Below are 23,111 nucleotides of genomic sequence, written 5' to 3'. Positions count from 1 at the left end.
TCGGATGCGCGGCGTTCGGTCACAGTCTAGAGCGAGGCTTTTCCATGACCGATACCGCAACCGCCGCCCCCAAGGCGGACCCCAATCTGCACGAGGACGGCTCCCCCGAGCGTCTCGCGATCGATACCATCCGCACGCTGTCGATGGACGCGGTGCAGAAGGCCAATTCGGGCCATCCCGGCACGCCGATGGCGCTGGCACCGGTCGGCTACACGCTCTGGTCGAAGTTCCTGCGCTACGATCCCAAGCATGCCGACTGGCCCAACCGCGACCGCTTCGTGCTGTCGGTCGGCCATGCGTCGATGCTGCTCTATTCGCTGATCCACCTCGCCAAGATCGAAGAGATCGGCGCGGATGGCGAGAAGAGCGGCAAGGAGGCGGTCAGCCTCGAGGACATCAAGCAGTTCCGTCAGCTGTCGTCGAAGACCCCCGGCCACCCCGAATATCGCCACACCACCGGCGTCGAGACCACCACGGGTCCGCTCGGCCAGGGCTGCGGCAACTCGGTCGGCATGGCGATCGCCGAGCGCTGGCTTGCGGCGCGCTACAACAAGGATGGCTTCACGCTGTTCGACCATGACGTCTACACGCTGTGCGGCGACGGCGACATGATGGAGGGCGTCTCGGCCGAGGCCGCGAGCCTCGCCGGTCACCTCAAGCTCAGCAACCTCTGCTGGATTTATGACAGCAACCACATCTCGATCGAGGGCGCGACCGATCTCGCGTTCGACGAGGATGTTGGCCTGCGCTTCGATGCGTATGGCTGGAACGTCATCCACGTCGACGACGCCAACGACACCGCCGCACTGACCCGCGCGATCGAGACGTTCAAGGCGACCACCGACAAGCCGACCTTCATCGTCGTGCATTCGGTGATCGGTTACGGCAGCCCCAAGGCGGGCAGCGAGAAGGCCCACGGCGAGCCGCTCGGCGAAGAGAATATCCGCCTCACCAAGCAGGCTTACGGCTGGCCCGAGGACAAGTCGTTCTACGTGCCCGACGGCGTGATCGAGCATTTCAACGGTGCGATCGCCGAGCGTGGCGCCAAGCTGCGCGACGAGTGGGTCGCGCTGACCGACAAGTATCGTACTGCCTATCCCGAGCTGTCCGCCGAGCTGGACCTGTTGCTCAAGGACGAGCTGCCCGAGGGCTGGGATGCCGACATCCCGACCTTCGAGGCGGATGCCAAGGGTGTTGCCAGCCGCGACTCCGGCGGCAAGGTGCTCAATGCGATCGCGGCGAAGGTGCCGTGGCTGATCGGCGGGTCCGCCGACCTCGCGCCGTCGACCAAGACCGACATCAAGGGCCAGCCGTCGTTCGAGGGCGACAACTACGCCGGCCGGAACTTCCATTTCGGCATTCGCGAACATGGCATGGGCGCGATCGTCAACGGCATGGCGCTGTCGCACCTGCGCTCCTACGGCTCCACCTTCCTGGTGTTCGTCGATTACATGCGCGCGCCGGTGCGCCTGTCGGCGATCATGGAAGTCGGCGCGATCTGGGTGTTCACGCACGACTCGATCGGGGTTGGCGAGGACGGCCCGACGCACCAGCCGATCGAGCATCTCGCGACGCTGCGCGCGATCCCCGGCCTCGACACGATCCGTCCGAGCGACGCGAACGAGGTCGTCGCGGCCTGGAAGGCGGTCCTCAAGGACGCCAGCACGCCGGCTGCATTGATCATGTCGCGCCAGGCGCTGCCGACGCTCGACCGGACGAAGTATGCGAGCGCCGACGGGCTCGAAAAGGGCGGCTACGTGCTGGCCGACAGTGACGGCACGCCCGACGTGATCCTGATCGCGAGCGGCAGCGAAGTGTCGCTCGCGGTCGACGCGCACGAGAAGCTGACGGCGGACGGCGTCAAGAGCCGGGTCGTGTCGATGCCGAGCTGGTATCGTTACGAGTTGCAGGACGCCGCGTACAAGGAAAGCGTGTTGCCCCGTGAAGTGAGAGCGCGCGTTGCGGTCGAGATGGCTGGGTCGATCGGTTGGGACCGTTATGTCGGGCTCGACGGCGCGACCGTGACGATGTCGACCTTCGGGGCTTCGGCACCGCTCGCCAAGTTGCAGGACAAGTTTGGGTTCACCGTCGACAATGTCGTCAAGGTCGCCCGCCAAGTGATGGAGACCAAGTGATGGGTGCGCTCAACGATCTCGAAGGCTTCGGCCAGGCGGTATGGCTCGATTTCGTCGACCGGAAGTTCCTGGAGGCCGGTGGTCTCCAGAAGCTGGTCGACGAGGACGGCCTCACCGGCGTCACGTCGAACCCGTCGATCTTCGAAAAGGCGATGGGTCACGGCGACGCCTATGACTCGACGCTCGCGAAGTACGACGAGGAGAACCCCGGCGCGGCGACGATCGACCGTTACGAGCATCTTGCGATCCAGGACATCAAGGCTGCGGCGGAGACGTTGAAGCCGGTGTACGACAAGCTCGACGCGAAGGACGGCTATGTCAGCCTGGAGGTGTCGCCGTACATCTCGGACGATACCGACGCGACGATCGCCGAGGCCAAGAAGCTGTGGGCGGCGGTTGATCGACCGAACCTGATGATCAAGATCCCGGGGACGCTCGCGGGCGGCCCGGCGATCTCGTCGACGATCGCGAGCGGGATCAACGTCAACGTCACGCTGCTGTTCGCGCTCGACGCGTACATTCGCGTTGCCGAGGCGTATGCCGCAGGGCTCGAAGAGCGCGTCAAGCAGGGGCAGCCGATCGACAAGATCGCCAGCGTCGCCAGCTTCTTCGTGAGCCGGATCGATTCGTCGATCGACAAGGAGATCGATGCGCGTCTGGAGAAGGGCGATGCCGAGGCCGAGGCGCTGAGGGCGGTCCGCGGCAAGGTCGCGATCGCCAACGCGAAGATGGCGTATCAATGGTATCTCGACTTCCTGAAGTCGGATCGCTGGCAGGCGCTCGCCGCCAAGGGTGCGCAGCCGCAGCGGCTGCTGTGGGCGTCGACCGGTGTGAAGGATCCGAGCTATCCCGACACGCTGTATATCGACACGCTGATCGGCAAGGACACCGTCAACACGATGCCGCCGAAGACGATGGACGCGTTCCGCGACCACGGCACTGCGGCGGAGACGATCACGCAGGATGTCGAGGGCGCGAAGCATACGCTCGCCGAAGCCGAGCGTCTGGGTCTCGACCTCAACGGCGTGACCGGCAAGCTGGTCGAGGAGGGCGTTGCGTCGTTCGTGAAGGCGTTCGACGACCTGCTCGGCTCGATCGCCAAGAAGCAGCCCGCAACGGCGTAAGTCTTTCTGCACCCTCTCCCCTTCGGGGAGAGGGCCGGGGTGAGGGGCGCCGCGGGCGCTGTCCTCGCCAACTACCCCTCACCCCAACCCTCTCCCCGGAGGGGGAGGGGGTAAGTAAGGAATTATCTATGAAGATCGGACTGATCGGCCTCGGCCGGATGGGCGGCAACATCGCGCGCCGGTTGATGAAGAACGGCCACGAAGTCGTCGCGTTCGACCGCGATGCCGAAGCCGTCAAGAAGCTGGCCGCAGACGGCGCGATCGGGGCGGATTCGCTCGACGACATGCACGCAAAGCTCGACACCCCGGCGATCTGGTGGGTGATGGTCCCGGCGGGTGAGCCGACCGAGAGCACCGTCCAGGCGATCGCCGCGAAGTCGAATTCGGGCGATATCATCATCGACGGCGGCAACAGCTTCTACAAGGACGACGTACGCCGCGCGAAGGAACTGGCCGAGAAGGGCATCCACTATGTCGACGTCGGCACGTCCGGTGGCGTGTGGGGTCTCGAGCGCGGCTATTGCATGATGATCGGCGGCGATAAGGAAACGGTCGACCTGCTCGATCCGATCTTCGAGACGTTGGCGCCGGGCATGGGAACGATCGTCCGCACGCCGGGCCGCATCCAGGGCCAGGCCGATCCGCGTGCCGAGAAGGGCTATATCCACGCGGGTCCCTCGGGCGCCGGCCACTTCGTCAAGATGGTCCATAACGGCATCGAATACGGCCTGATGCAGGCCTATGCCGAGGGCTTCGACATCCTCAAGGGCAAGTCCGGCGAGCATGTCGTCGAGGACGAGCGCTTCGACATCAACCTGACCGACGTCGCCGAAGTGTGGCGTCGCGGCAGCGTGATCTCGTCGTGGCTGCTCGACCTGTCGGCGATCGCGCTGGCGAAGGACGGCACGCTCGAAGGGTTCAGCGGCAGCGTCGCGGACTCGGGCGAAGGCCAGTGGACGATCGATGCGGCGATGGAGGAGAAGGTGCCGGCCAACGTGCTGAGCGCGGCGCTGTATGCGCGCTATCGCAGCCGGGTGGACCACACGTTCGGCGACAAGCTGTTGTCGGCGATGCGCTATGGCTTTGGCGGTCATGTCGAGATGCCCCAGTGAGTTCAGGTATCAAGTTGCTGGTCTCCGATGTCGACGGCACGCTCGTCGACAAGGAGAAGAAGGTGACGCCCGCGACTGTCGATGCGGTCAAGCGCCTGAAGGCGGCGGGTCTTGGCTTCACGATCATCAGCGCGCGGCCGCGGTCGGGGATGATGCCGATCGCGGACCTGCTCGGCATCGACGAGCCGATGGGTGCGTTCAACGGCGGGATCGTGTTCAAGCGCGACGGCACCGTGATCGAGCACCACATGATCGACGTCGACGTTGTGCGCGGCGCGATGGAGATCATCGGTGACGCGCCGGTCGATACGTGGTTCTTCGCGGACGACGTCTGGTATGCCAGCACCGACCAGGGTGGGCATGTCGGGAGCGAGAAGAAGGCCTCCGCGCAGGACCCGGTGATCGTCTCCGACTTCACCGACCTGCTCGCCAAGGCCGATAAGGTGACGTTCGTCAGCGACGATGAGGATCTGTTGCGCGACCTGCACGCAAAGGTCGCGGCGAAGTTCGATACGCAGGCGACGATCGTCCAGTCGCAGACCTATTATCTCGACATCACGCCCGTGGCCGGGAACAAGGGCAGCGGGATCGAGGAACTGGCGGATGCGTTCGGCATCAGCTTGACGCAGACCGCCGCGATCGGCGATCAGGCCAACGACATCGCGATGCTCAAGCGCGCCAAGCTGGCGATCGCGATGGGCAACGCGCCGCAGAACGTCCGCGACGTCGTCCACCAGATTACCAGCGCAAACGATGCCGACGGTGTCGCGCACGCGATCGACAATTTTATCCTTACTGGAGTTTCCGCATGAAAGAGTTGGTTGCCTTCGACCTCGATGGAACGCTGGCCGAGAGCAAGCAGCCCCTGCAGGAGCCGATGGGCGAGGCGCTGGCGAACCTGCTCGACGTCGCGCATGTCGCGGTGATCTCGGGTGGCGACTGGCCGCAGTTCGAAAAGCAGGTGGCTTCGCGGTTGCCCGAGCGTGCGGATCGCACCAAGCTGTGGCTGATGCCGACGACGGGGACCAAGCTGTACCGGTTCGATGGCGAATGGCGCGCGGTGTATGCCGAGCTGTTCGAGGACGACGAGAAGCAGAAGATCCTGAAGGCGTTCGACGGATCCCTGGAAGCCACCGGGTTCGTGCCGGAGAAGACCTGGGGTGAGCGGATCGAGGATCGCGGGAGCCAGATCACGTTTTCCGCGCTAGGCCAGGAAGCGCCGATCGATGCCAAGCACAGCTGGGATCCGGATTTCGCCAAGCGCAAGGTCATCCAGGCCGATCTGCGCAAGCGCCTGCCGGGGCTGTCGATCAACATGGGCGGCGCGACTTCGATCGACATCACGCGCGAGGGTGTCGACAAGGCGTATGGGCTGAAGAAGCTCAACGAGGCGAGCGGCATCGCGCTCGACAAGATGATGTTCATCGGCGACGCGATCTTCCCGGGCGGGAATGATTATCCGGCGGAGCAGCTTGGGCTGGATGTCGTGAAGGTGAAGAACGTCGATGGCACACTGGCGGCGATCGCCGGAATCGTCGCGTGCCTGAAGTAGGCGCATGAGCGTCGCCTTCCGTCGCGAGAGTGACGAGGAACATCTCGAACCCAAGTTCGAACAGCCGATCGCGCCGGGGCCTAATCTGGTCACGGCGCGGGGGCTGCGGTTGCTCGGCGAGCGCGTGACCGAGATCGAGGCTGCTGTTGCGGCGGAGACCGACGAGGAAGCGCGGAAGTTGCTGTTGCGCGACCTGCGCTATTGGCACACGCGTCAGACCACTGCCGAACTCGCGCCTTCGCCCGAGGATGATGAAGTCGGAATCGGTTCTCGCGTCCGTGTTCGGATGAACGGGGTTGAGCGCGTGATCGCGATCGTCGGTGGTGATGAGGCCGAGCCTGGCGAGGACCGGCTGGCGTTCTCGGCACCGTTGGCGCGCGCGCTGATGGGCGCGGCGGTTGGCGAGACGGTCGCGTTTGCGGACAAGGCGGACGCGATCGAGGTTCTGGCGATCGACAAGGATGACGGCTGATGGCTGAAGCGAAATTCGAACGGCACCGTCAGGCGTGGACGCAGGACGAGATCCAGAAGCTGCACACGCTTGCGAAGAAGGGCATGGCGCTGAAGGCTATTGCGAAGGCGCTGACCCGGAGCGAGGAGTCGGTGAAGGTGCGGGCGAAGGAGGACTCGCTGAATATTGCGAAGCTGCGGTAGGTTGTGGGTGCTTAGCCCTCTCCCCTCCGGGGAGAGGGTTGGGTGAGGGGCTGTTCCGGGCGCGATGCACTGCTTGGCTACCCCTCACCCCGGCCCTCTCCCCGGAGGGGAGAGGGAGTAGAAGGGGGGGCGTTAACGTGTTCAGCTAAACCGTCGGAGGCTGTGGCTTTCCATTTGGCGCCACTCCGGATGGCGCCACGGCGAAAGGCGCCACCCCCGCCCGAATTGCACCACCCCGGCGGAGGCCGGGGCCCAGTTGGAAAGGTCGCTGTAACGAGGGGCAACTGCGCCACTGCCCGCCCCCAACTGGGCCCCGGCCTTCGCCGGGGTGGGGCGACTTCCGTGCGCGGCATTGGTGGACGTGCGAGCAGGTCACCACCTATGTGGCTGATCTTAAACGCGCTACAGCGGCCACCCCTTAATTGTTCTCCCGCGAAGGCGGGAGCCCAGTCTGGGTCCCCGCCTTCGCGGGGAAACAGTCTTGACTAGCGGCTCGTCCAAATAAGCCGCACGGAGCTACACTTGTCCGAATACGACGCGATCATCCTCGGCGCCGGCGCGGCCGGCCTCATGTGCGCCGCGGTCGCCGGCCAGCGCGGGCGGAAGATTCTGCTCGTCGATCACGCGGACCAAGCGGGCAAGAAGATCCTGATTTCCGGCGGAGGACGGTGCAATTTCACCAACGTCCACACCGCCGCCGACCGCTACATCTCCGCCAACCCGCATTTCGCGAAGTCCGCGCTCGGCCGGTACACCGCGCAGGACTTCATCGCGCTCGTCGAGTCCTACGGGATCGCCTGGCATGAGAAGACGCTCGGGCAGCTGTTCTGCGATGGTTCCGCGAAACAGATCGTGGAGATGCTGCTCGACGAATGCGACAAGGGGCGGGTAGACCTGTCGCTTGGTCGCGCGGTCACAGGGGTCGAGCACGGCGACGGGCAGTATCGCGTGTCGCTCGACGGTCGCACGGTCACTGCGCCTGCGCTGGTCATCGCCACCGGAGGCCCGTCGATCCCAAAGATGGGCGCGACCGGGTTCGCCTATGATCTCGCGCGGCAGTTCGGGTTGAAGGTCGTCGAGCCACGCCCCGCGCTCGTGCCGCTGACGCTCGGTGGCGACGAGATCCTGTTTCGCGAACTCTCTGGAGTCGCTGCCGACGTCGTCGCCACCGCCGGCAAGACTGCTTTCCGCGAGGCCGCGCTGTTTACACACCGCGGTCTGTCCGGTCCGGCGATCCTCCAAGTGTCGTCCTATTGGCGCAACGGCCAGCCGATCGGGATCGATTTCCTCCCCGATCGCGAGTCCGGCTGGCTGCCCGCCGCCAAGCGTACCACGCCGCGCGCGACTCTCCGAAAACTGCTCGGCAGCACGCTGCCGGACCGACTCGCGGAGACTTTGAGCGAGCGATTGGGGATGACGAGCGAGATTTCCACGCTCACCGATCGTAAGCTCCAGGACGCCGAACGCGCGCTAAGTCATTGGCAATTCACGCCAAACGGCTCGGAAGGCTATGCCAAGGCCGAGGTCACCGCGGGCGGAATCAGCACTGCGGAACTATCTTCGCAAACAATGCAAGCCAAACGCGTACCAATGTTGTATGCGGTCGGCGAAGCGGTCGATGTCACAGGGTGGCTCGGCGGCTACAACTTCCAATGGGCATGGGCGAGCGGGTGGGCCGCGGGCCAAGTCCTGTAGGGACCACCACGCCAGTGCTTTGCCGTAGCGTCAAGCCGGCCACCAATTAGGACGTACATGCCTTTTACAAATATTCCGTCGCTTCTCTCCGAGGCGCTCGAAGCGCGCGGCTATACCGCGCTCACCCCCGTCCAGGCTCATGTGATCGAGGACAATGCGATCGGTCGCGATCTCGTCGTGTCGGCGCAGACCGGCTCGGGCAAGACCGTCGCGTTCGGCCTGGCGATGGCCGGCGAACTGCTCGGTGAAGCCGGCGAGGACGGTGTTCAGCGCCTGCCCGCGCCGCACAAGCCGCTCGTGCTCTGCATTGCGCCGACTCGCGAGCTTGCGCTCCAGGTCAGCCGCGAGCTGATGTGGCTCTACGCCAAGGCCGGCGCGCGGATTTCGACCTGCGTCGGCGGGATGGACGCCTCGAAGGAGCGTCGCAGCCTCGCACACGGCGCGCATATCGTCGTCGGTACGCCGGGGCGTCTGCGCGATCACCTCGAGCGTGGCGCGCTCGACCTGTCGGCCTTGAAGGTCGCCGTGCTCGACGAGGCCGACGAGATGCTCGACATGGGTTTCCGCGAGGACCTCGAGCAGATCCTCGACGCGTCGCCCGAGCAGCGCCGTACGCTGTTGTTCTCGGCGACGATGCCGCGGCCGATCGTCGCGCTCGCCAAGCGCTACCAGAAGGACGCGCTGCGGATTTCGACCGTCGGCGAGGACCGCGGTCATGGCGACATCTCGTACCAGGCCGTCACGGTCTCGCCGTCCGAGATCGAGCATGCGGTGATCAACCTGCTGCGCTTCCACGAGGCGGAGACGGCGATGCTGTTCTGCGCGACTCGCGATAACGTGCGCCATCTGCATGCCAGCCTGGTCGAGCGTGGCTTTGCGGCCGTCGCGCTGTCGGGCGAGCATTCGCAGAACGAGCGTAATGCGGCGCTTCAGGCTCTGCGCGATCGTCGTGCACGCGTCTGCGTCGCGACCGACGTTGCGGCTCGCGGTATCGATCTGCCGACGCTGTCACTGGTCGTCCACGTCGAGCTGCCGCGTGACGCCGAGACGCTCCAGCATCGCTCGGGTCGTACCGGTCGCGCGGGCAAGAAGGGCACCGCCGTCCTGATCGTGCCGTTCCCGCGTCGCCGTCGCGTCGAGATGATGCTCCGTGGTGCGAAGATCAACGCGGAGTGGGTCAACGCCCCGACCGCCGAGGACATCCGCAAGAACGACCACGAGCGGCTGATCGGCATGTTGTTGCAGCCGGTCGAGGTCGAGGAGGAGGATCGCGCACTCGCCGTCCGCCTGATGGCCGAGAAGACCCCGGAGGATATCGCCGCGGCGCTGGTGCACATGCACCGCGCAACGATGCCGCAGGCCGAGGATCTGATCGACCAGAGCAAGCAGCCGACGCAGGACGAGCGTTCGCAGGGTCCGCGCGCGGGCTTCGAGGACACCGTCTGGTTCCGGATGGACATCGGTCGTCGCCAGAACGCCGATCCGCGCTGGATCCTGCCGTTGATCTGCCGTCGTGGGCATATCACCAAGTCCGAGATCGGCGCGATCCGCATCGGGCCGAACGAGACGGCCTTCGAGATCCCGCGCGCGGTCGCGTCGCGGTTCTCGGCTGCGATCCAGCGTACGGCGCAGGCCGGCGAAGAGGAGAGCGGCGTCGCGATCGAAGCGATGCAGGGTGCGCCTGAGAGCGGTGCGCGGCATGATGGCGGTGGCGGTCGCAGCAACGCGAGCGGCCCGCGCTCGACGCTGCACCGCGCGGCCCCGCGTGGCGGCCCGGCTCCTGCGCGGAAGCCGCCCTATCGTGGGAATCGCGAGCGGAGCTGAGGGCCCTCGCGCCATTCTCGCGAGGGAATGGCGCATGCCCCAGGACTCCGTCATCCTGACGAAAGTCAGGATCCAGAGTAACGAACGCCGCCCTGCTTGATCCTGGATCCTGACTTTCGTCAGGATGACGGGAGCGGGTGGGGCGGTTTGGGACGTGCACGATGACGAACGTATCTTCCAGCACGATCCGGATCCTCGTCGACGCCGACGCGTGCCCGGTGAAGGACGAGATCTACAAGGTCGCGTGGCGTCACGAAGTGCCCGTGACGATCGTCGCCAACAGCCATTTCCGCATCCCCGTCCACCCGCTGATCTCGCGCGTCGTCGTCAGCGACGGGTTCGACGCGGCCGATGACTGGATCGCCGAACAGGCCGATGCGAAGTCGGTGGTGATCACCGCCGACATCCTCCTAGCCGATCGCTGCGTGAAAGCCGGCGCGACCGTGCTCGCCAACACCGGCAAGCCGTTCACCACCAGCTCGATCGGCGGCGCGATCGCCACCCGCGCGATCATGGCTGACCTGCGTGCGGGCGGCGACATCGTTGGGGGCCCCGCGCCGTTTTCGAAGAGCGACCGGTCGAGCTTTCTTTCCGCGCTCGATGCGGCGCTGGTGCGGTTGAAGCGCCTTTAGGGTGGCTCGCCATTACTCTCTCCCCTCCCTGAAAGGGAGGGGCTGGGGGTGGGTAGGCCAGCTCTGGCCGCAACCGTTCCATGATCCGGAACCCGACCCACCCCCGACCCCTCCCTTTCAGGAAGGGGAGAGAAGGGTCGTACGGACGCAGTGGGATTAATGTCGATCCGTCCTGATCCCTCAGACCAGGCGGCTGGGGCTGCTGATTATGGTCGCGTCCGTTGTCGCACTTTGCCCGCGCGGGGTTGCCATGGCGCACCCCGTATCGCCATAGGCGCGCGTTCACGGAGAACATGCGATGCACACGAACGCTGGCGGCCCCGCGCTGGGGCTGGATTTCGGCACGACCAACAGCGTCGTGGCGCTCGGGACCAAAGACGGCACGCCCGAACTGGTGACCTTCGCGGCGCCAGCCGAGACGAGCCCGGTGTTCCGCTCGGCGCTGTGTTTCTGGCAGGACGACAGCGGCAAGGGGCTCGCGTCGGATGCGGGGCCGTGGGCGATCGCGGAATATATGGAATATCCGCTCGACAGCCGGTTCATCCAGTCGTTCAAGTCGGTTGCGGCGATGAAGACGTTCGAGCAGGCGTCTGTGTTCGACAAGCGCTATCGCTTCGAGGAGATGGGCCAGCTGTTCCTCCAAAAGCTGATTTCCCACGCGGGCGGCAAGCTCGATACGCGGCCGCACCGGATCGTCGTCGGGCGGCCGGTGGAATATGCCGGTGCGCGGCCCGACGAGGCGCTCGCCCGCACCCGTTACGACGCGATGTTCAAGGGCTTCGGCGCGGAGATCCACTACGTCTACGAACCGCTTGGCGCGGCGTACAGTTACGCGACGCGGCTGACCGAGCCGGCGACGATCCTGGTGGCGGATTTCGGCGGGGGTACGAGCGACTTTTCGGTGGTGCGCGTCGCCGAGCCGGGGGCTGCGCGTCGGTGTACGCCGCTTGGTCACGCGGGTGTCGGGATCGCCGGGGATCGGTTCGATTACCGGATCCTCGACCGGCTGGTGCTGCCGATGCTGGGCAAGGGCGGCGCGTACAAGTCGTTCGGCAAGGAACTGGAGATTCCGCGCGCGTATTTCGCCGACTTCGCCGATTGGTCGCGCCTCGCGCTGATGCGCAACCGCAAGACGATGAACGAGCTGGAGCGGCTGCAGAAGACGGCACTGGACCCGGATGCGATCGGGCGGATGATCGCGGTGATCGAGAACGAACTTGGCTATCCGCTGTATGATGCGGTCGGGTCGCTCAAGCGTGCGCTGTCGAGTGGCGAGGACGCGCATTTCCACTTTGCGGGCGCGGGGCTGGAGATCGAGGCGGACGTGACGCGGGCGCAGTTCGAGGGCTGGATCGCCGATGACGTCGTGCGGATTGAGGCGGCGGTCGACCGTGCGTTGCAGGTCGCCAATGTCGGCGGTGGCGAGATCGACCGGGTGTTCCTGACCGGCGGATCGTCACTGATCCCGCGCATCCGCCGTATCTTCGTCGAGCGATTCGGCGAGGCGGCGATCATGAGCGGGGGCGAGCTGACGTCGATCGCGCACGGGCTGGCCTTGATCGGCGAGCAGGACGATATCGCGGCGTGGTCCGCATGATCCCGCGCGTGCTTCTCGGTACGGCGCAGGTGCCGGGCGGGGGTGAGCTTAGGTTGCTCCAGCGTGGTGCCGAGTTCTCGATCATGCTCGGCGCTAACGAGTTGATGAACAGTCGGCTTAGCGGATCGGAAGAGGCGCTGGCGGAGCAGGCGTGTGATCGGATCGGCGACCGGCCCGGCGTGCGGATGCTGATCGGCGGGCTCGGGATGGGATTCACGCTCCGTGCGGCGCTCGCCCGGCTTGGCCCTGACGCGGAGGTGGCGGTCGCGGAGATCGTGCCGGCGGTGATCGAGTGGGCGCGAGGGCCGATGGCGGCGCTGCACGGGGACAGCCTGACCGATCCGCGGACCCGGATCTTCGAGGGCGACGTCGCTGCGGCGATTGCGGAGGGCGATTGGGACGCGATCCTGCTCGACGTCGATAACGGCCCGGACGGGATTTCGCGGCCGGGCAACGACCGGCTTTATGGCGCGCGGGGGCTTTCCCAGGCGCGGGCAGCATTGCGGCCGGGCGGGGTGCTTGCCGTATGGTCGTCGGCGCCGAGCAAGCCGTTCGTTACCCGACTTGCCGAAGCGGGGTTCGCAGTCGACGAAGTGATCGCGCGGGCGACGCGGAAGGGCGGCGCGCGGCACACGATCTGGTTCGCTACCAGGGCATGATTTGGCGCTGGGCCGTCTTGATCGCGCTGTCGGCGGTGATTGCGGGTCTGCTGGAGGTCGTCGGGCTGCCTGCGGGGTTGCTGCTCGGGCCGATGGTAGCTGCGGTCGTACTGGCGGTGCGGGGATGGTCGCTGAGCGTGCCGACGTCTGCGTTTCGCGGCGCACAGGCGGCGGTCGGGACGCTGATCGCGGGGTCGATCACGACCGGGATCGTCGCGACGGTGGCGGATCACTGGCCGGTGTTCCTGATGGTCAATTTCGTCACGCTCGCGGCGAGCAGCGTGCTCGGGTATTTGCTGAGCCGGTGGCAGGTGTTGCCGGGCACCGTCGCGGTGTGGGGGTCGACGCCTGGTGCTGCGAGCGCGATGGTGTTGATGGCGCAGGCGTACGGCGCGGACTCGCGGCTGGTCGCGGTGATGACGTACACGCGGGTCGGGAGCGTGGCGGTGGTCGCGTCGGTGCTGGCGGCGGTAATGGTCGGTGGTGGGAGTGGGCATCATGTCGCGGGGGCGTGGTTCGCACCCGTAGACCCGGTCGCCGTGCTGCGGACGATCGCGATTGCCGGTGTCGGGGCTGGCGTGGGTGTCGCGTTGAAGCTTCCTGCCGGCGCCCTGCTCGGGTCGCTGATCGCGGGGGCGGCGCTCAATGTTACCGGCGTTGCGCAACCGGTCTTGCCGCAGTGGCTGCTCGCTATCAGCTATGCGGTGGTGGGGTGGCGGATCGGGCTGTCGTTCACGCGTGATACGTTGCGGGTCGCGGGCAAGGCGATGCCGCGGATTTTGCTTTCGGTGGCGTTACTGATTGCGTTCTGCGGGGGAATCGCGGCGGTGTTGACGCGGTGGTGGGGGATTGATCCGGTTACCGCGTATCTGGCGACCAGCCCGGGAGGGATGGATTCGGTCGCGATCATCGCTGCGTCGAGTCCGGTGGATGTGCCGTTCGTGATGGCACTTCAGGTGCTGCGGTTCCTGGGGGTGTTGCTGATCGGGCCGCCGCTCGCGAAGTTCGTGGCCACGCGGCAGGGCGGGGTGCCGCCGCCGGTAATCCCGACCTGAATCTGATCCTCCCCTGCAAGGGGGAGGTGGCTGGCACTTGCCAGACGGAGGGGGAGGAAAGGGAAACCACTGTTCCGCGTCCTCCCCCTCCGTCGCTCCGCGCCACCTCCCCCTGGCGGGGGAGGATTGAGGATCAGCCCTTGGTCGGGCGGTAGGCTTCCACATCGATCTCGTGGCGCTTCAGCTTATCGTAGAACGTCTTTCGTGGGATGCCGAGTGCGGCCAGCGCCGAGCGCACATCGCCGTTGACCTGTTGGAGGGTCGCGCGGATCGTGGCTTCCTCGAACTTGTCGACGCGGGCGGGGAGGGGAATTTCGCTGTCCTCTTCGACCGGCTCGTCGGCCTCGACGCGGAGGACGAGGCGTTTGGCGAGGTTGTCGAGTTCGCGGACGTTGCCGGGCCAGTCGTGCTGGCCGAGATAGGCTAGCGTCGCGGTGTCGATCGTCGGGACCTCGCGGCCGAATCGTTCTGCCGCCTGGTGGAGCAAGTGGCCGAACAACAGCGGTACGTCGTCGCGGCGTTCCCGCAGCGGCGGGATACGGAGGCGTACCGCGTCGAGGCGGAAGAGGAGGTCGGCGCGGAAGCGGCCTTCGTCGACTGCCTGTTCGAGGCCGGGTTTGGCGGCGGCGATCACGCGGAGGTCGAGCGCGCGCGGCAGGTCGCCGCCGACCGGCATCACCTCGCGTTCCTCGAGCACGCGGAGGAGTTTCGCCTGGAATGCGGGGAGCGTGCTCTCGATCTCGTCGAGGAACAGCGTGCCGCGGTTCGAGGCTTCGATCCGGCCGGTGCGGGGGAGGCGGGAGTCGCCGTCGTGGCCGAACAGTTCGATCTCCGCGACCGCCTCGGGGAGTGCGGCGCAGTTGACCGCGACGAACGGGCGCGACCTGCGGTTGCTCCACCGGTGGAGGAGGACCGCGACGAGTTCCTTGCCGGTGCCGGTCTCGCCTTCGACCAGCACGTCGATGTCGGCTTGCGCGATCTGGCGGATCGTCTCGCGGAGGCGGACCATCACCGGGGTCTCGCCGATCAGCGGTTCGGCGCCGATCGTTTCCTCGGCGGCGGCGCGAAGACGGCGGTTGTCGAGGACCAGGCGGCGCATTTCGAGCGCACGCCGGGCGCCCGCGATCAGGTGATCGGTCGCAAACGGTTTCGGGATGAAGTCGAACGCGCCGTTCTTGAGCGCGGCGACCGCCATCGCGACATCGCCGTGGCCGGTCATCAGCAGCACCGGGATCTCGTGGTCGATCGCGGCGATCCGGCGGAAGAGCTCGAGACCGTCCATCTTCGGCATGCGGATATCGGACACCACCGCGCCATCGAACCCGGCGGTCACGCGGGCCAGCGCGACGGTTGGGTCACGCTCGGCGATCACCGCGATCCCCGCGAGTTCGAACGATTGCTCCAGCGCGCCACGCAACACGTCGTCGTCGTCGACGAGCAATACCGCTTGCTCACTCATGCCTTCACCAGGATCATACGGAAAATGGCGCCTTCGGGTGCTGGGACGAGGTCGAGCGTGCCGCCGAACTCGGTCATGATGTCGCGCGCGATGCCGAGGCCTAGCCCGAGGCCGTCCTTCTTGCTGGTCGCGAACGGGGTGAAGAGGTGGTCGGCGATCGCCGCGTCGATGCCGGGGCCGTTGTCGGCGACGGTCAGCACGACGTCGCGGCCTTTCCGACCGACGGTGACGCTGACGCGCGCATCGCGCCAGTCGGCGACCGCGTCGAGCGCGTTCTGGAGGAGGTTGACGAGGACCTGCTCCAGGCGGACGCGGCCGGCGATGACCGTCAGCCGCGCCTCGGGGCCGGTGGGGAGGTCGAGCGTCACGCCCTTCGCGCGGAAGCGGTCGCCGATCAGCAGGCGGACGCCGTCGATCGCCTCGTCGAGCGCGACCGGGCCGATCGAGCCTGCGCCGCGCCGCGCATAGCGCCTGAGCCCCGCGGTTATGGTGCCGATCCGGCCGGTGAGGTCGACGATCGCTTCGAGGTTGGCCGCCGCCCGATCGGGCGCGCCGCGGGCGAGGAAGGCGGCGGCGTTGTCGGCGAAGGTGCGGATCGCGGCGACCGGCTGGTTGATCTCGTGCGCGACGCTGGCGGTGATCGTGCCGATCGAACCGACGCGGTTGGCATGCGCGAGCTCCTCGCGCGCCTGGCGGAAACGCTGGTCGGACGCCTCGCGCTGTTCCACCTCGATCTGGAGGCGATCGGCGGTAGCCCGAAGCTCGGCGGTGCGGCGTGCGACCTCCGCCTCGAGTTCCGCCCGCGCGCCCGCGTTGCGCTTGCGGCGTTCGTAGAGCCACCACGCAGCCAGCATCGCCGCGATCGTCACCAGCGCCGCGATCGCGGTCGCCCAGCGCGTTCGGGCGGCGGCGGTGCGCAGCGCGGCGTCGAGCGGCTCCATGTGCACCAGCCGCCAGCCCGAGATCGGCACCGGCAGCGACACCGTCACCGCCGGCGTTCCGTCCGAAAGACGCGCGCGATCCTCGTCGAGCAGGAGCGGTGCATGCGCGAGTGGCGAGTTTCCGAACTGGCGGGTGGCGATCAGCGCGGCGCGGCGCGCGGGCGCAAGCGGCCGCGTGGTGCGGAATTGCAGCGCCGGGTCGCTGGAAATCAGGATGATGCCGTCGGCGTCGGTGACGAAGGTCGCCATGTGGTCCTGAATCCACGCACGGGCGATCTTGCCGAACTCGACCTTGACCACGACCACGCCGAGCGGTCGTCCGTCACGGTCGATGCGTCGCGAGAGATACAGGCCGGGGCGCCCGCTGACGCTCCCGAGCGCGAAGAACTCGGTCGCGCCCGATGCCATCGCCTTGGTGAAATACTCGCGGAACCGATAGTCGTGGCCGAGGAAGCTGTCAGGCTGCGCGGCGTTCGACGCGGCGATCGTCATCCCCTGCGTGTCGAGCGCGTAGATCACCGGCGCGCCGGTCCGCTCCGCTAGCATCGCCAGCTTTTCGTTGAGCGCCGGGTCGACTCGTCCAGAAGCGAGCGCCGCGCGCACCGCGGGATATTCGCCGAGCATGACCGGGAGCAGGCGATAGGTCTGCAACTCGGCTTCGAGCAGGCGGAGGTTGCTCCGCGTCTGCTGCACCGCGCGCATCCGGACGCTGGCGGTGACGTCGGCGACGGCGCGCGGACCATAGATCGAGGCGACTCCGGCGACGATCACGCCGAGCGCGGCGAATGCCAGCAACACCGTCAGCGCGGTGATGAACAGGGGGGATCTAAGCCGCGCCATTTGTGCGGATTATCACACACGAACCGGGTTCGCCATCACCGAAACACGACATTTTTCGCACATCTGAAAACCCGGTATGCCGACAAAGTACGCAAAAACAAAGTTTTATGCCGAATGAGCAGTGGTCTTGTAGTCCCAGGTTCGGCCCGGCATTACCGTGGCCATAAACGTCCCGAGGCAGTGGACGAGGTTTTCAGGAGGCGATGTTGACCCTACCATCCCAGACATATGGTGTCGCGGAAACGCCCGCGCGCAAGCGCTGGAGCGGCCAGCTGTATATCCAGGTGCTGATCGCGATCGCGCTCGGCGCGGCGCTCGGGCATTTCTATCCGACCTACGGCGCGGCGCTGAAGCCGCTCGGCGATGCGTTCATCAAGCTGGTGAAGATGATCATCGCACCGGTGATCTTCCTGACGCTCGTCACCGGCATCGCGGGCATGAAGGAACTGGGTTCGGTCGGTCGCGTCGCGGGCAAGGCGTTCGCCTACTTCCTGTTCTTCTCGACGCTGGCGCTGATCGTCGGGCTGATCGTCGCCAACGTGGTCCAGCCGGGCGCGGGGATGAACATCGACGCCGCCACGCTCGATACGAAGGGCATCGCGGATTACACCGTGAAGGCGCACGAGACGACGATCACCGGGTTCCTGATGAGCATCATTCCGGACACGATGGTCAGCGCGTTCACCGATGGTAACATCCTCCAGATCCTGCTGATCGCGATCCTGTTCGGCATCTCGCTGAGCCTCGTCGGCGAGCCTGCCAAGCCGGTCCTGAACTTCCTCGAGCGCCTCAGCCTGATCGTCTTCAAGCTGGTCGGCATCCTGATGCGCGCAGCCCCGCTCGGCGCGTTCGGTGCGATCGCCTTCACGATCGGCAAATACGGGATCGGCAGCCTCGCCAATCTCGGCGCGCTGGTCGCGACCTTCTACCTGACTGCGGCGCTGTTCGTGGTCGTCATCCTCGGCACGGTCGCACGGCTCACCGGCTTCTCGATCTTCAAGCTGATCAAGTATCTGAAGGCCGAACTGCTGCTGGTGCTCGGCACCTCGTCGTCGGAAGCGGCATTGCCGAACCTGATCCAGAAGATGGAAGCGGCAGGCTGCGAGAAGTCGGTCGTCGGGCTGGTCGTGCCGACCGGCTACTCGTTCAACCTCGACGGCACCAACATCTACATGACGCTGGCGGCGCTGTTCATCGCGCAGGCGACCAACACGCACCTGACGCTCGGTCAGGAATTGTTGCTGCTGGTCGTGGCGATGATCTCGTCGAAGGGTGCGGCGGGCGTTACCGGCGCGGGCTTCATCACGCTGGCGGCCACGCTGTCGATCGTGCCGACCGTGCCGATCGCCGGCATGGCGCTGATCCTCGGTGTCGATCGCTTCATGAGCGAGTGCCGCAGCCTGACCAACTTCATCGGCAACGCGGTCGCAACGATCGTCGTGGCGCGCTGGGAAGGTGCCCTCGACCGCGACAAGCTCGACGCCGCCTTGTCGGGCAAGCTGCCCGAGCCGGCGCCGGCGCAGACGTCCGCGCCGATGACTGCCCCCACGACGGCCCCCACGATGGCCGGGCCCGCAATCGTCTAAAATGAGGGTGGCAGTCGCCCGGCAGCGGGCAGCCACCCCAGCAGTTCGAGGTGCTTTTATGATCCGTCCGTCCATCGGTGGAGCGCTGTGTGCGCTCGCCTCCTCCTTGCTCGCGTCCACCGCTATGGCCCAGACGGCTATAGCCCAGGCGGCGGGAGTACAGACCGCGCCGGCAACCGATCCCGTGGCGGCAGAGCCCGCGGCCGATCCCGTCCCTCTCTCCGATGGCGTCTCCGCAGGCGCGCCCGCAACGGCCCCGCGCCAGCTGAGGGCGCGGCGCAATCCCGTTTCGAAGGACCAGTCGGCCAGCGCTGCGTCGTCGCCGATCGCCGAGAGCTATCCCAACGCCGCGATCGGCGACGGGACGACCGCGGGTGGCTACAACCAGTCGCGCTGGGCGGAGGATTGGTCGAAGCTGCGCGATCCGGCCAAGCGCAAGGACATCGTCGACCAGCTGAAGTTCATCCCGATCGCCGCGGACGGCGAGGTGTATCTGACGCTGTCGGGTGAGGCGCGGTTGCGCGTCAACCAGACCACCAACCCCAATCTGCGCGATGCCGAAGCGCAGCGGCAGGATATTCTGCGTCTGTTCGGCGGTGCCGATCTGCATGTCGGCGAGCATTTCCGGTTCTACGGGGAATTGGCGCACGGCACGCTGGAGGGGCAGAATCTCGGCACCGCGTTGCCCAATCTGCGCAACAAGCTGGCAGTGCAGCAGGCGTTCGTTGACGTGACCGGGACGGTCGCCGATGTCGATCTGGGCGTGCGCTATGGTCGCCAGACGTTCGCCGACGGGCCGAACCTGCTGGTCGTGCCGCGCGACAACAACACGCTGTATTTCGGGTTCAACGGCTTCCGCGCCTGGGCGCGAACGGCCGGAGTCCGCGCCGACGTGTTCGATTTCAAGCCGACCGCGTATGGCAATGGCGGAACACAGGACGACAATGCCGAGAGCGATCGGCGGTTCACGGGCATCTCGACCGGCGTCGTCGTGCCCGAATCGCTGTTCGGCGGATCGAAGCTGTACGTCGATCCCTTCCTCTGGCGGCTGCGCGATCGCTCGGCGACGTGGGGCACCGGCACGGCGCGCGAGGTGCGCAACTTCTATGGCCTGCACATCTGGGGCGATGCGGGGCCGGTCAACCTCGACTGGACGATCAACTATCAGGGCGGCAGTTACGACAACCGCTCGATCAAGGCGTGGCTGTTGCTGGCGGGGCAGACCTATCGGCTCGGCAAGGGCAAGAATGCGCCGCGCGTCGGCTTCCATGCGGATTATGCGAGCGGCGGCGGCGCCTATGGCACCGGCACGCTGCGCAACTCGCTCGCGCCGTTCGGCAACAACATCTACTACAGCTACCAGCTGTTCGCGACGCCGACCAATCTGATCGCGGTCGCGCCGAACTTCAGTTTCACCACGCTCGGCAAGCTGCGGTTGACGGCGGAATACCAGCTATCGTGGCGCGATACGACGAGCGACGCGGTGTACCGTGCGAACGGGTCCGCGTTCGCCGGCACGCAGAATTTCGGGGGCAAGAAGATCGCCGACACGATCCGGTTCCAGGCGGTGTATCCGATCAGCTCGCGGCTGTCGTTCACCGGGCGCTACGAGCATCTGATTGCGGGGCCGGCGCTGACGAACGCGGGGTATAAGAACTCCGACTTCCTGGCTGGGTGGATCAGCTACCGGTTCTGATCATTCTGATCCTCCCCTTTGAGGGGAGGTGGCAGCCCGCAGGGCTGACGGAGGGGTAGCGCGTTATCGAGAGCGTGACACCCCTCCGTCTGGCAAGAGCCAGCCACCTCCCCTGCCAGGGGAGGATCAAGGCAGACGATACCGGCTGGATTAACCTGCGTCGTTCCATCCAGCGTTTTCTCCGCTTTCGACCATACCGGTCCTTCAATTCTACGATCGACTGTGGCACATGGACTCCAACATCAGGAGCACATGGCCATGGATCTCAGCTTCACGCCCGACGAAGAATCGTTCCGCGACGAAGTTCGCGCGTTCTTTCGCGACAAACTCCCCGCGCGGCTTTCGACGCTGGTCCGCGAAGGCAAGCGCCTGCGCAAATCGGACATGGAGGAATGGCACGCGATCCTGAACGAGCGCGGCTGGCTGGCGAACCACTGGCCCGAGGAGTGGGGCGGTCCGGGCTGGAGCGTGATCCAGCGCTTCATCTTCGATAACGAGTCCGCGCTCGCGCATGCGCCCCGCGTGGTGCCGTTCGGCGTCAACATGCTCGGTCCGGTGCTGATCAAATACGGCTCCGAGGAGCAGAAGAAGCACTGGTTGCCACGCATCCTCGATGGCTCCGACTGGTGGTGCCAGGGCTATTCGGAGCCGGGCGCGGGGTCCGATCTCGCCGGGCTGAAGACGACGGCTGTCCGGAAGGGCGACGTCTATGTCGTCAACGGCCAGAAGACCTGGACGACGCTCGGCCAGCATGCCGACATGATCTTCTGCCTCGTCCGCACCGATCCGGCGGCGAAGAAGCAGGAGGGCATCTCATTCCTGCTGATCGATATGAAGTCGCCCGGCATCGAAGTCCGCCCGATCACGCTGATCGACGGCGAGCAGGAGGTGAACGAGGTGTTCTTCACTGATGTCGAGGTGCCGGTCGCCAACCTCGTCGGCGAGGAAAACCAGGGCTGGACCTACGCCAAGTACCTGCTGACCTATGAGCGCACCAATATCGCCGGCGTCGGCTTCTCGATCGCGTCGTTCGAGCGGCTGAAGGAAGTCGCGCAGATGCAGAAGAAGGGCGGGCGTGCACTCGCTGACGATCCGTTGTTCGCGGCGCGGATGGCGCGGGTCGAGATCGATCTGGCCAACATGCAGACGACCAACCTTCGCGTACTGGCGGCGGTCGCGGGCGGCGGTGCGCCGGGCGCGGAGAGTTCGATGCTCAAGATCAAGGGCACCGAGATCCGCCAGGAGATTACCTCGCTGACCCGCCGCGCGTACGGATCGTACGCGGCGCCGTACATACCCGAGGCTCTGGAAGCCGGGTGGAACGGCGAGGATGTCGGGCCCGAGGACGCGGCGATGGCGGCGCCGAGCTATTTCAACAATCGGAAACTGTCGATCTTCGGCGGGTCGAACGAGATCCAGAAGAACATCATCTCCAAAGCCATTCTGGGTCTCTGATCACATGAACTTCGAACACACCGACGACCGCCGCATGCTCGCCGACACGCTCGTTCGGGCGCTCCGCGATGGCTATGCGATCGATACGCGCAATGCGGGGGCGTATGGCGAGGCAGGGTACGACCCGGCGGTCTGGACGCAGTTGAACGAGTTGGGGATCGTCTCGGCCTTGTTCGACGAGGCGGCGGGTGGTTTCGGCGGCAGCGGGTTCGACATCATGGTGGTGTTCGAGGCGCTCGGTCGTGCGCTGGTGGTCGAGCCGTTCCTCGGTGCGCTGATGGCCGGGCGGGCGTTGGCGAAGGCCGGCGGACAGGACGAAATGCTGTCCGGGATCGTGTCAGGCGAGACGATCGCCGCTTTCGCACTCGATGACGGCGCCACGCCGGTGACCGCGACGAAGAGCGGTGATGGCTGGACGCTCAGCGGGACGAAGGCGGTCGTGCCGCAGGCCGGTGCGGCGTCGGTGTTCGTCGTGGTGGTCGAGCAGGACGGCGATCCGCTGGTGCTGGTCGTGCCCGCGGACACGGCGGGCGTGTCGGTGCGAAGCTACAACACCGTCGAGGGCGGCGCGGCCGGCGATGTGACGTTCGATGGCGTGACGCTGGAGGCTGAGGCGCTGCTTGGCGGCGACGGGCAGGGGCAGGCGATCGTGGACGCGGCGGTAGGGGCGGGGCTGCTTGCGCTGTCGGCCGAAGCAGTGGGCGCGATGGAGTTCGTCAAGGAAGCCACGCTCGGCTATCTCCGCGACCGGAAGCAGTTCGGTGTGCCGATCGGCAAGTTCCAGGCGCTCCAGCACCGCATGGCGACCGTTCTGCTCGAGATCGAACAGGCGCAGTCGGCGGTGATCAACGCTGCGTCGGCCTTCGACGGCGACGACGCGAAGGCCCGCGAACGGGCGCTGGCTGCGGCCAAATACACGATCGGGCGGACGGGCGCGCTCGTCGCCGAGGAGTCGATCCAGCTCCACGGCGGCATTGGCATGACGTGGGAATACGCCGTCTCGCATTACGCCAAGCGCTTGGTGATGATCGACCACCAGCTGGGCGACGAGGACTATCACCTGCAACGCTACATCGCGCTGGGCTGAGCGCCGCC

General features: G+C 66.3%; 19 protein-coding genes. 17 read left to right on the top strand and 2 right to left on the bottom strand.

The genetic code is table 11. From position 1 onward, the window contains the following. Nucleotides 1-44: 44 nt before the first annotated feature. From tkt to H8S47_RS01275, 13 genes are all read left to right on the top strand, one after another. Nucleotides 45-2,135 carry a transketolase gene (gene tkt, locus H8S47_RS01335; protein ID WP_187502147.1) on the top strand — a complete coding sequence of 697 codons (2,091 nt, stop codon included), beginning with the start codon at nucleotides 45-47 and terminating at the stop codon, nucleotides 2,133-2,135. Next, a complete protein-coding gene (gene tal, locus H8S47_RS01330; protein ID WP_187502146.1) occupies nucleotides 2,135-3,259 on the top strand; it encodes a transaldolase in 1,125 nt (374 codons plus the stop codon). Before tkt ends, tal begins: the two co-directional genes overlap by 1 nt. A 128-nt stretch (nucleotides 3,260-3,387) precedes the next feature. Beyond that, entirely contained in the window at nucleotides 3,388-4,371 is a 984-nt protein-coding gene (gene gnd / locus H8S47_RS01325) for a phosphogluconate dehydrogenase (NAD(+)-dependent, decarboxylating) (protein WP_187502145.1), read from the top strand. Further along, a complete protein-coding gene (locus H8S47_RS01320) occupies nucleotides 4,368-5,183 on the top strand; it encodes an HAD family hydrolase (protein ID WP_187502144.1) in 816 nt (271 codons plus the stop codon). Before gnd ends, H8S47_RS01320 begins: the two co-directional genes overlap by 4 nt. Next, nucleotides 5,180-5,923, top strand: coding sequence for an HAD-IIB family hydrolase (locus tag H8S47_RS01315; protein ID WP_187502143.1), 744 nt, complete (start codon nucleotides 5,180-5,182; stop codon nucleotides 5,921-5,923). The genes H8S47_RS01320 and H8S47_RS01315 overlap by 4 nt, the downstream gene beginning before the upstream one ends. Nucleotides 5,924-5,927: 4 nt before the next feature. Further along, entirely contained in the window at nucleotides 5,928-6,395 is a 468-nt protein-coding gene (locus H8S47_RS01310; protein WP_187502142.1) for a GreA/GreB family elongation factor, read from the top strand. After that, nucleotides 6,395-6,577 (top strand): hypothetical protein, encoded by a 183-nt coding sequence (locus tag H8S47_RS01305; RefSeq protein WP_055881387.1) that lies wholly within the window; start codon nucleotides 6,395-6,397, stop codon nucleotides 6,575-6,577. The genes H8S47_RS01310 and H8S47_RS01305 overlap by 1 nt, the downstream gene beginning before the upstream one ends. A gap of 522 nt (nucleotides 6,578-7,099) precedes the next feature. Continuing rightward, nucleotides 7,100-8,272, top strand: a complete 1,173-nt coding sequence (locus tag H8S47_RS01300; protein WP_268932954.1) for a BaiN/RdsA family NAD(P)/FAD-dependent oxidoreductase — start codon at nucleotides 7,100-7,102, stop codon at nucleotides 8,270-8,272. 57 nt (nucleotides 8,273-8,329) lie between these two features. Beyond that, nucleotides 8,330-10,096, top strand: coding sequence for a DEAD/DEAH box helicase (locus H8S47_RS01295; protein WP_187502141.1), 1,767 nt, complete (start codon nucleotides 8,330-8,332; stop codon nucleotides 10,094-10,096). A gap of 161 nt (nucleotides 10,097-10,257) precedes the next feature. Further along, entirely contained in the window at nucleotides 10,258-10,728 is a 471-nt protein-coding gene (locus H8S47_RS01290) for a YaiI/YqxD family protein (RefSeq protein WP_187502140.1), read from the top strand. 298 nt (nucleotides 10,729-11,026) lie between these two features. After that, nucleotides 11,027-12,325, top strand: a complete 1,299-nt coding sequence (locus H8S47_RS01285; protein WP_187502139.1) for an Hsp70 family protein — start codon at nucleotides 11,027-11,029, stop codon at nucleotides 12,323-12,325. Then, the gene (locus H8S47_RS01280; protein WP_187502138.1) at nucleotides 12,322-12,984 is read left to right on the top strand and encodes a spermidine synthase; all 663 of its coding nucleotides are present in this window, start codon (nucleotides 12,322-12,324) and stop codon (nucleotides 12,982-12,984) included. The genes H8S47_RS01285 and H8S47_RS01280 overlap by 4 nt, the downstream gene beginning before the upstream one ends. Next, nucleotides 12,981-14,039 carry an AbrB family transcriptional regulator gene (locus H8S47_RS01275; RefSeq protein ID WP_187502137.1) on the top strand — a complete coding sequence of 353 codons (1,059 nt, stop codon included), beginning with the start codon at nucleotides 12,981-12,983 and terminating at the stop codon, nucleotides 14,037-14,039. The genes H8S47_RS01280 and H8S47_RS01275 overlap by 4 nt, the downstream gene beginning before the upstream one ends. A 133-nt stretch (nucleotides 14,040-14,172) precedes the next feature. Here the strand turns inward: H8S47_RS01275 and H8S47_RS01270 are convergent, their stop codons facing one another. After that, the gene (locus tag H8S47_RS01270; protein WP_187502136.1) at nucleotides 14,173-15,498 is read right to left on the bottom strand and encodes a sigma-54-dependent transcriptional regulator; all 1,326 of its coding nucleotides are present in this window, start codon (nucleotides 15,496-15,498) and stop codon (nucleotides 14,173-14,175) included. Next, nucleotides 15,495-17,279 (bottom strand): sensor histidine kinase, encoded by a 1,785-nt coding sequence (locus tag H8S47_RS01265; RefSeq protein ID WP_214654879.1) that lies wholly within the window; start codon nucleotides 17,277-17,279, stop codon nucleotides 15,495-15,497. The genes H8S47_RS01270 and H8S47_RS01265 overlap by 4 nt, the downstream gene beginning before the upstream one ends. A 206-nt stretch (nucleotides 17,280-17,485) precedes the next feature. Here H8S47_RS01265 and H8S47_RS01260 point away from each other — a divergent pair, with 206 nt between their 5' ends. From H8S47_RS01260 to H8S47_RS01245, 4 genes are all read left to right on the top strand, one after another. Next, nucleotides 17,486-18,865 carry a dicarboxylate/amino acid:cation symporter gene (locus H8S47_RS01260; RefSeq protein WP_268932953.1) on the top strand — a complete coding sequence of 460 codons (1,380 nt, stop codon included), beginning with the start codon at nucleotides 17,486-17,488 and terminating at the stop codon, nucleotides 18,863-18,865. A gap of 58 nt (nucleotides 18,866-18,923) precedes the next feature. Then, nucleotides 18,924-20,561, top strand: coding sequence for an alginate export family protein (locus H8S47_RS01255; RefSeq protein WP_235982540.1), 1,638 nt, complete (start codon nucleotides 18,924-18,926; stop codon nucleotides 20,559-20,561). 258 nt (nucleotides 20,562-20,819) lie between these two features. Next, nucleotides 20,820-22,016: an acyl-CoA dehydrogenase family protein gene (locus H8S47_RS01250; RefSeq protein ID WP_187502287.1), complete on the top strand. Its 1,197-nt coding sequence runs from the start codon at nucleotides 20,820-20,822 to the stop codon at nucleotides 22,014-22,016. Between the two features lie 4 nt (nucleotides 22,017-22,020). Next, nucleotides 22,021-23,103, top strand: coding sequence for an acyl-CoA dehydrogenase family protein (locus H8S47_RS01245; RefSeq protein ID WP_187502134.1), 1,083 nt, complete (start codon nucleotides 22,021-22,023; stop codon nucleotides 23,101-23,103). Nucleotides 23,104-23,111: the final 8 nt, after the last annotated feature.

Origin of the sequence: Sphingomonas albertensis (assembly GCF_014358075.1) — a bacterium.
Classification (GTDB): Bacteria; Pseudomonadota; Alphaproteobacteria; order Sphingomonadales; family Sphingomonadaceae; genus Sphingomonas; species Sphingomonas albertensis.
The sequence above is the reverse complement of the archived record's forward strand: the minus strand, read 5'-3'. Positions and strand labels throughout refer to the sequence as shown.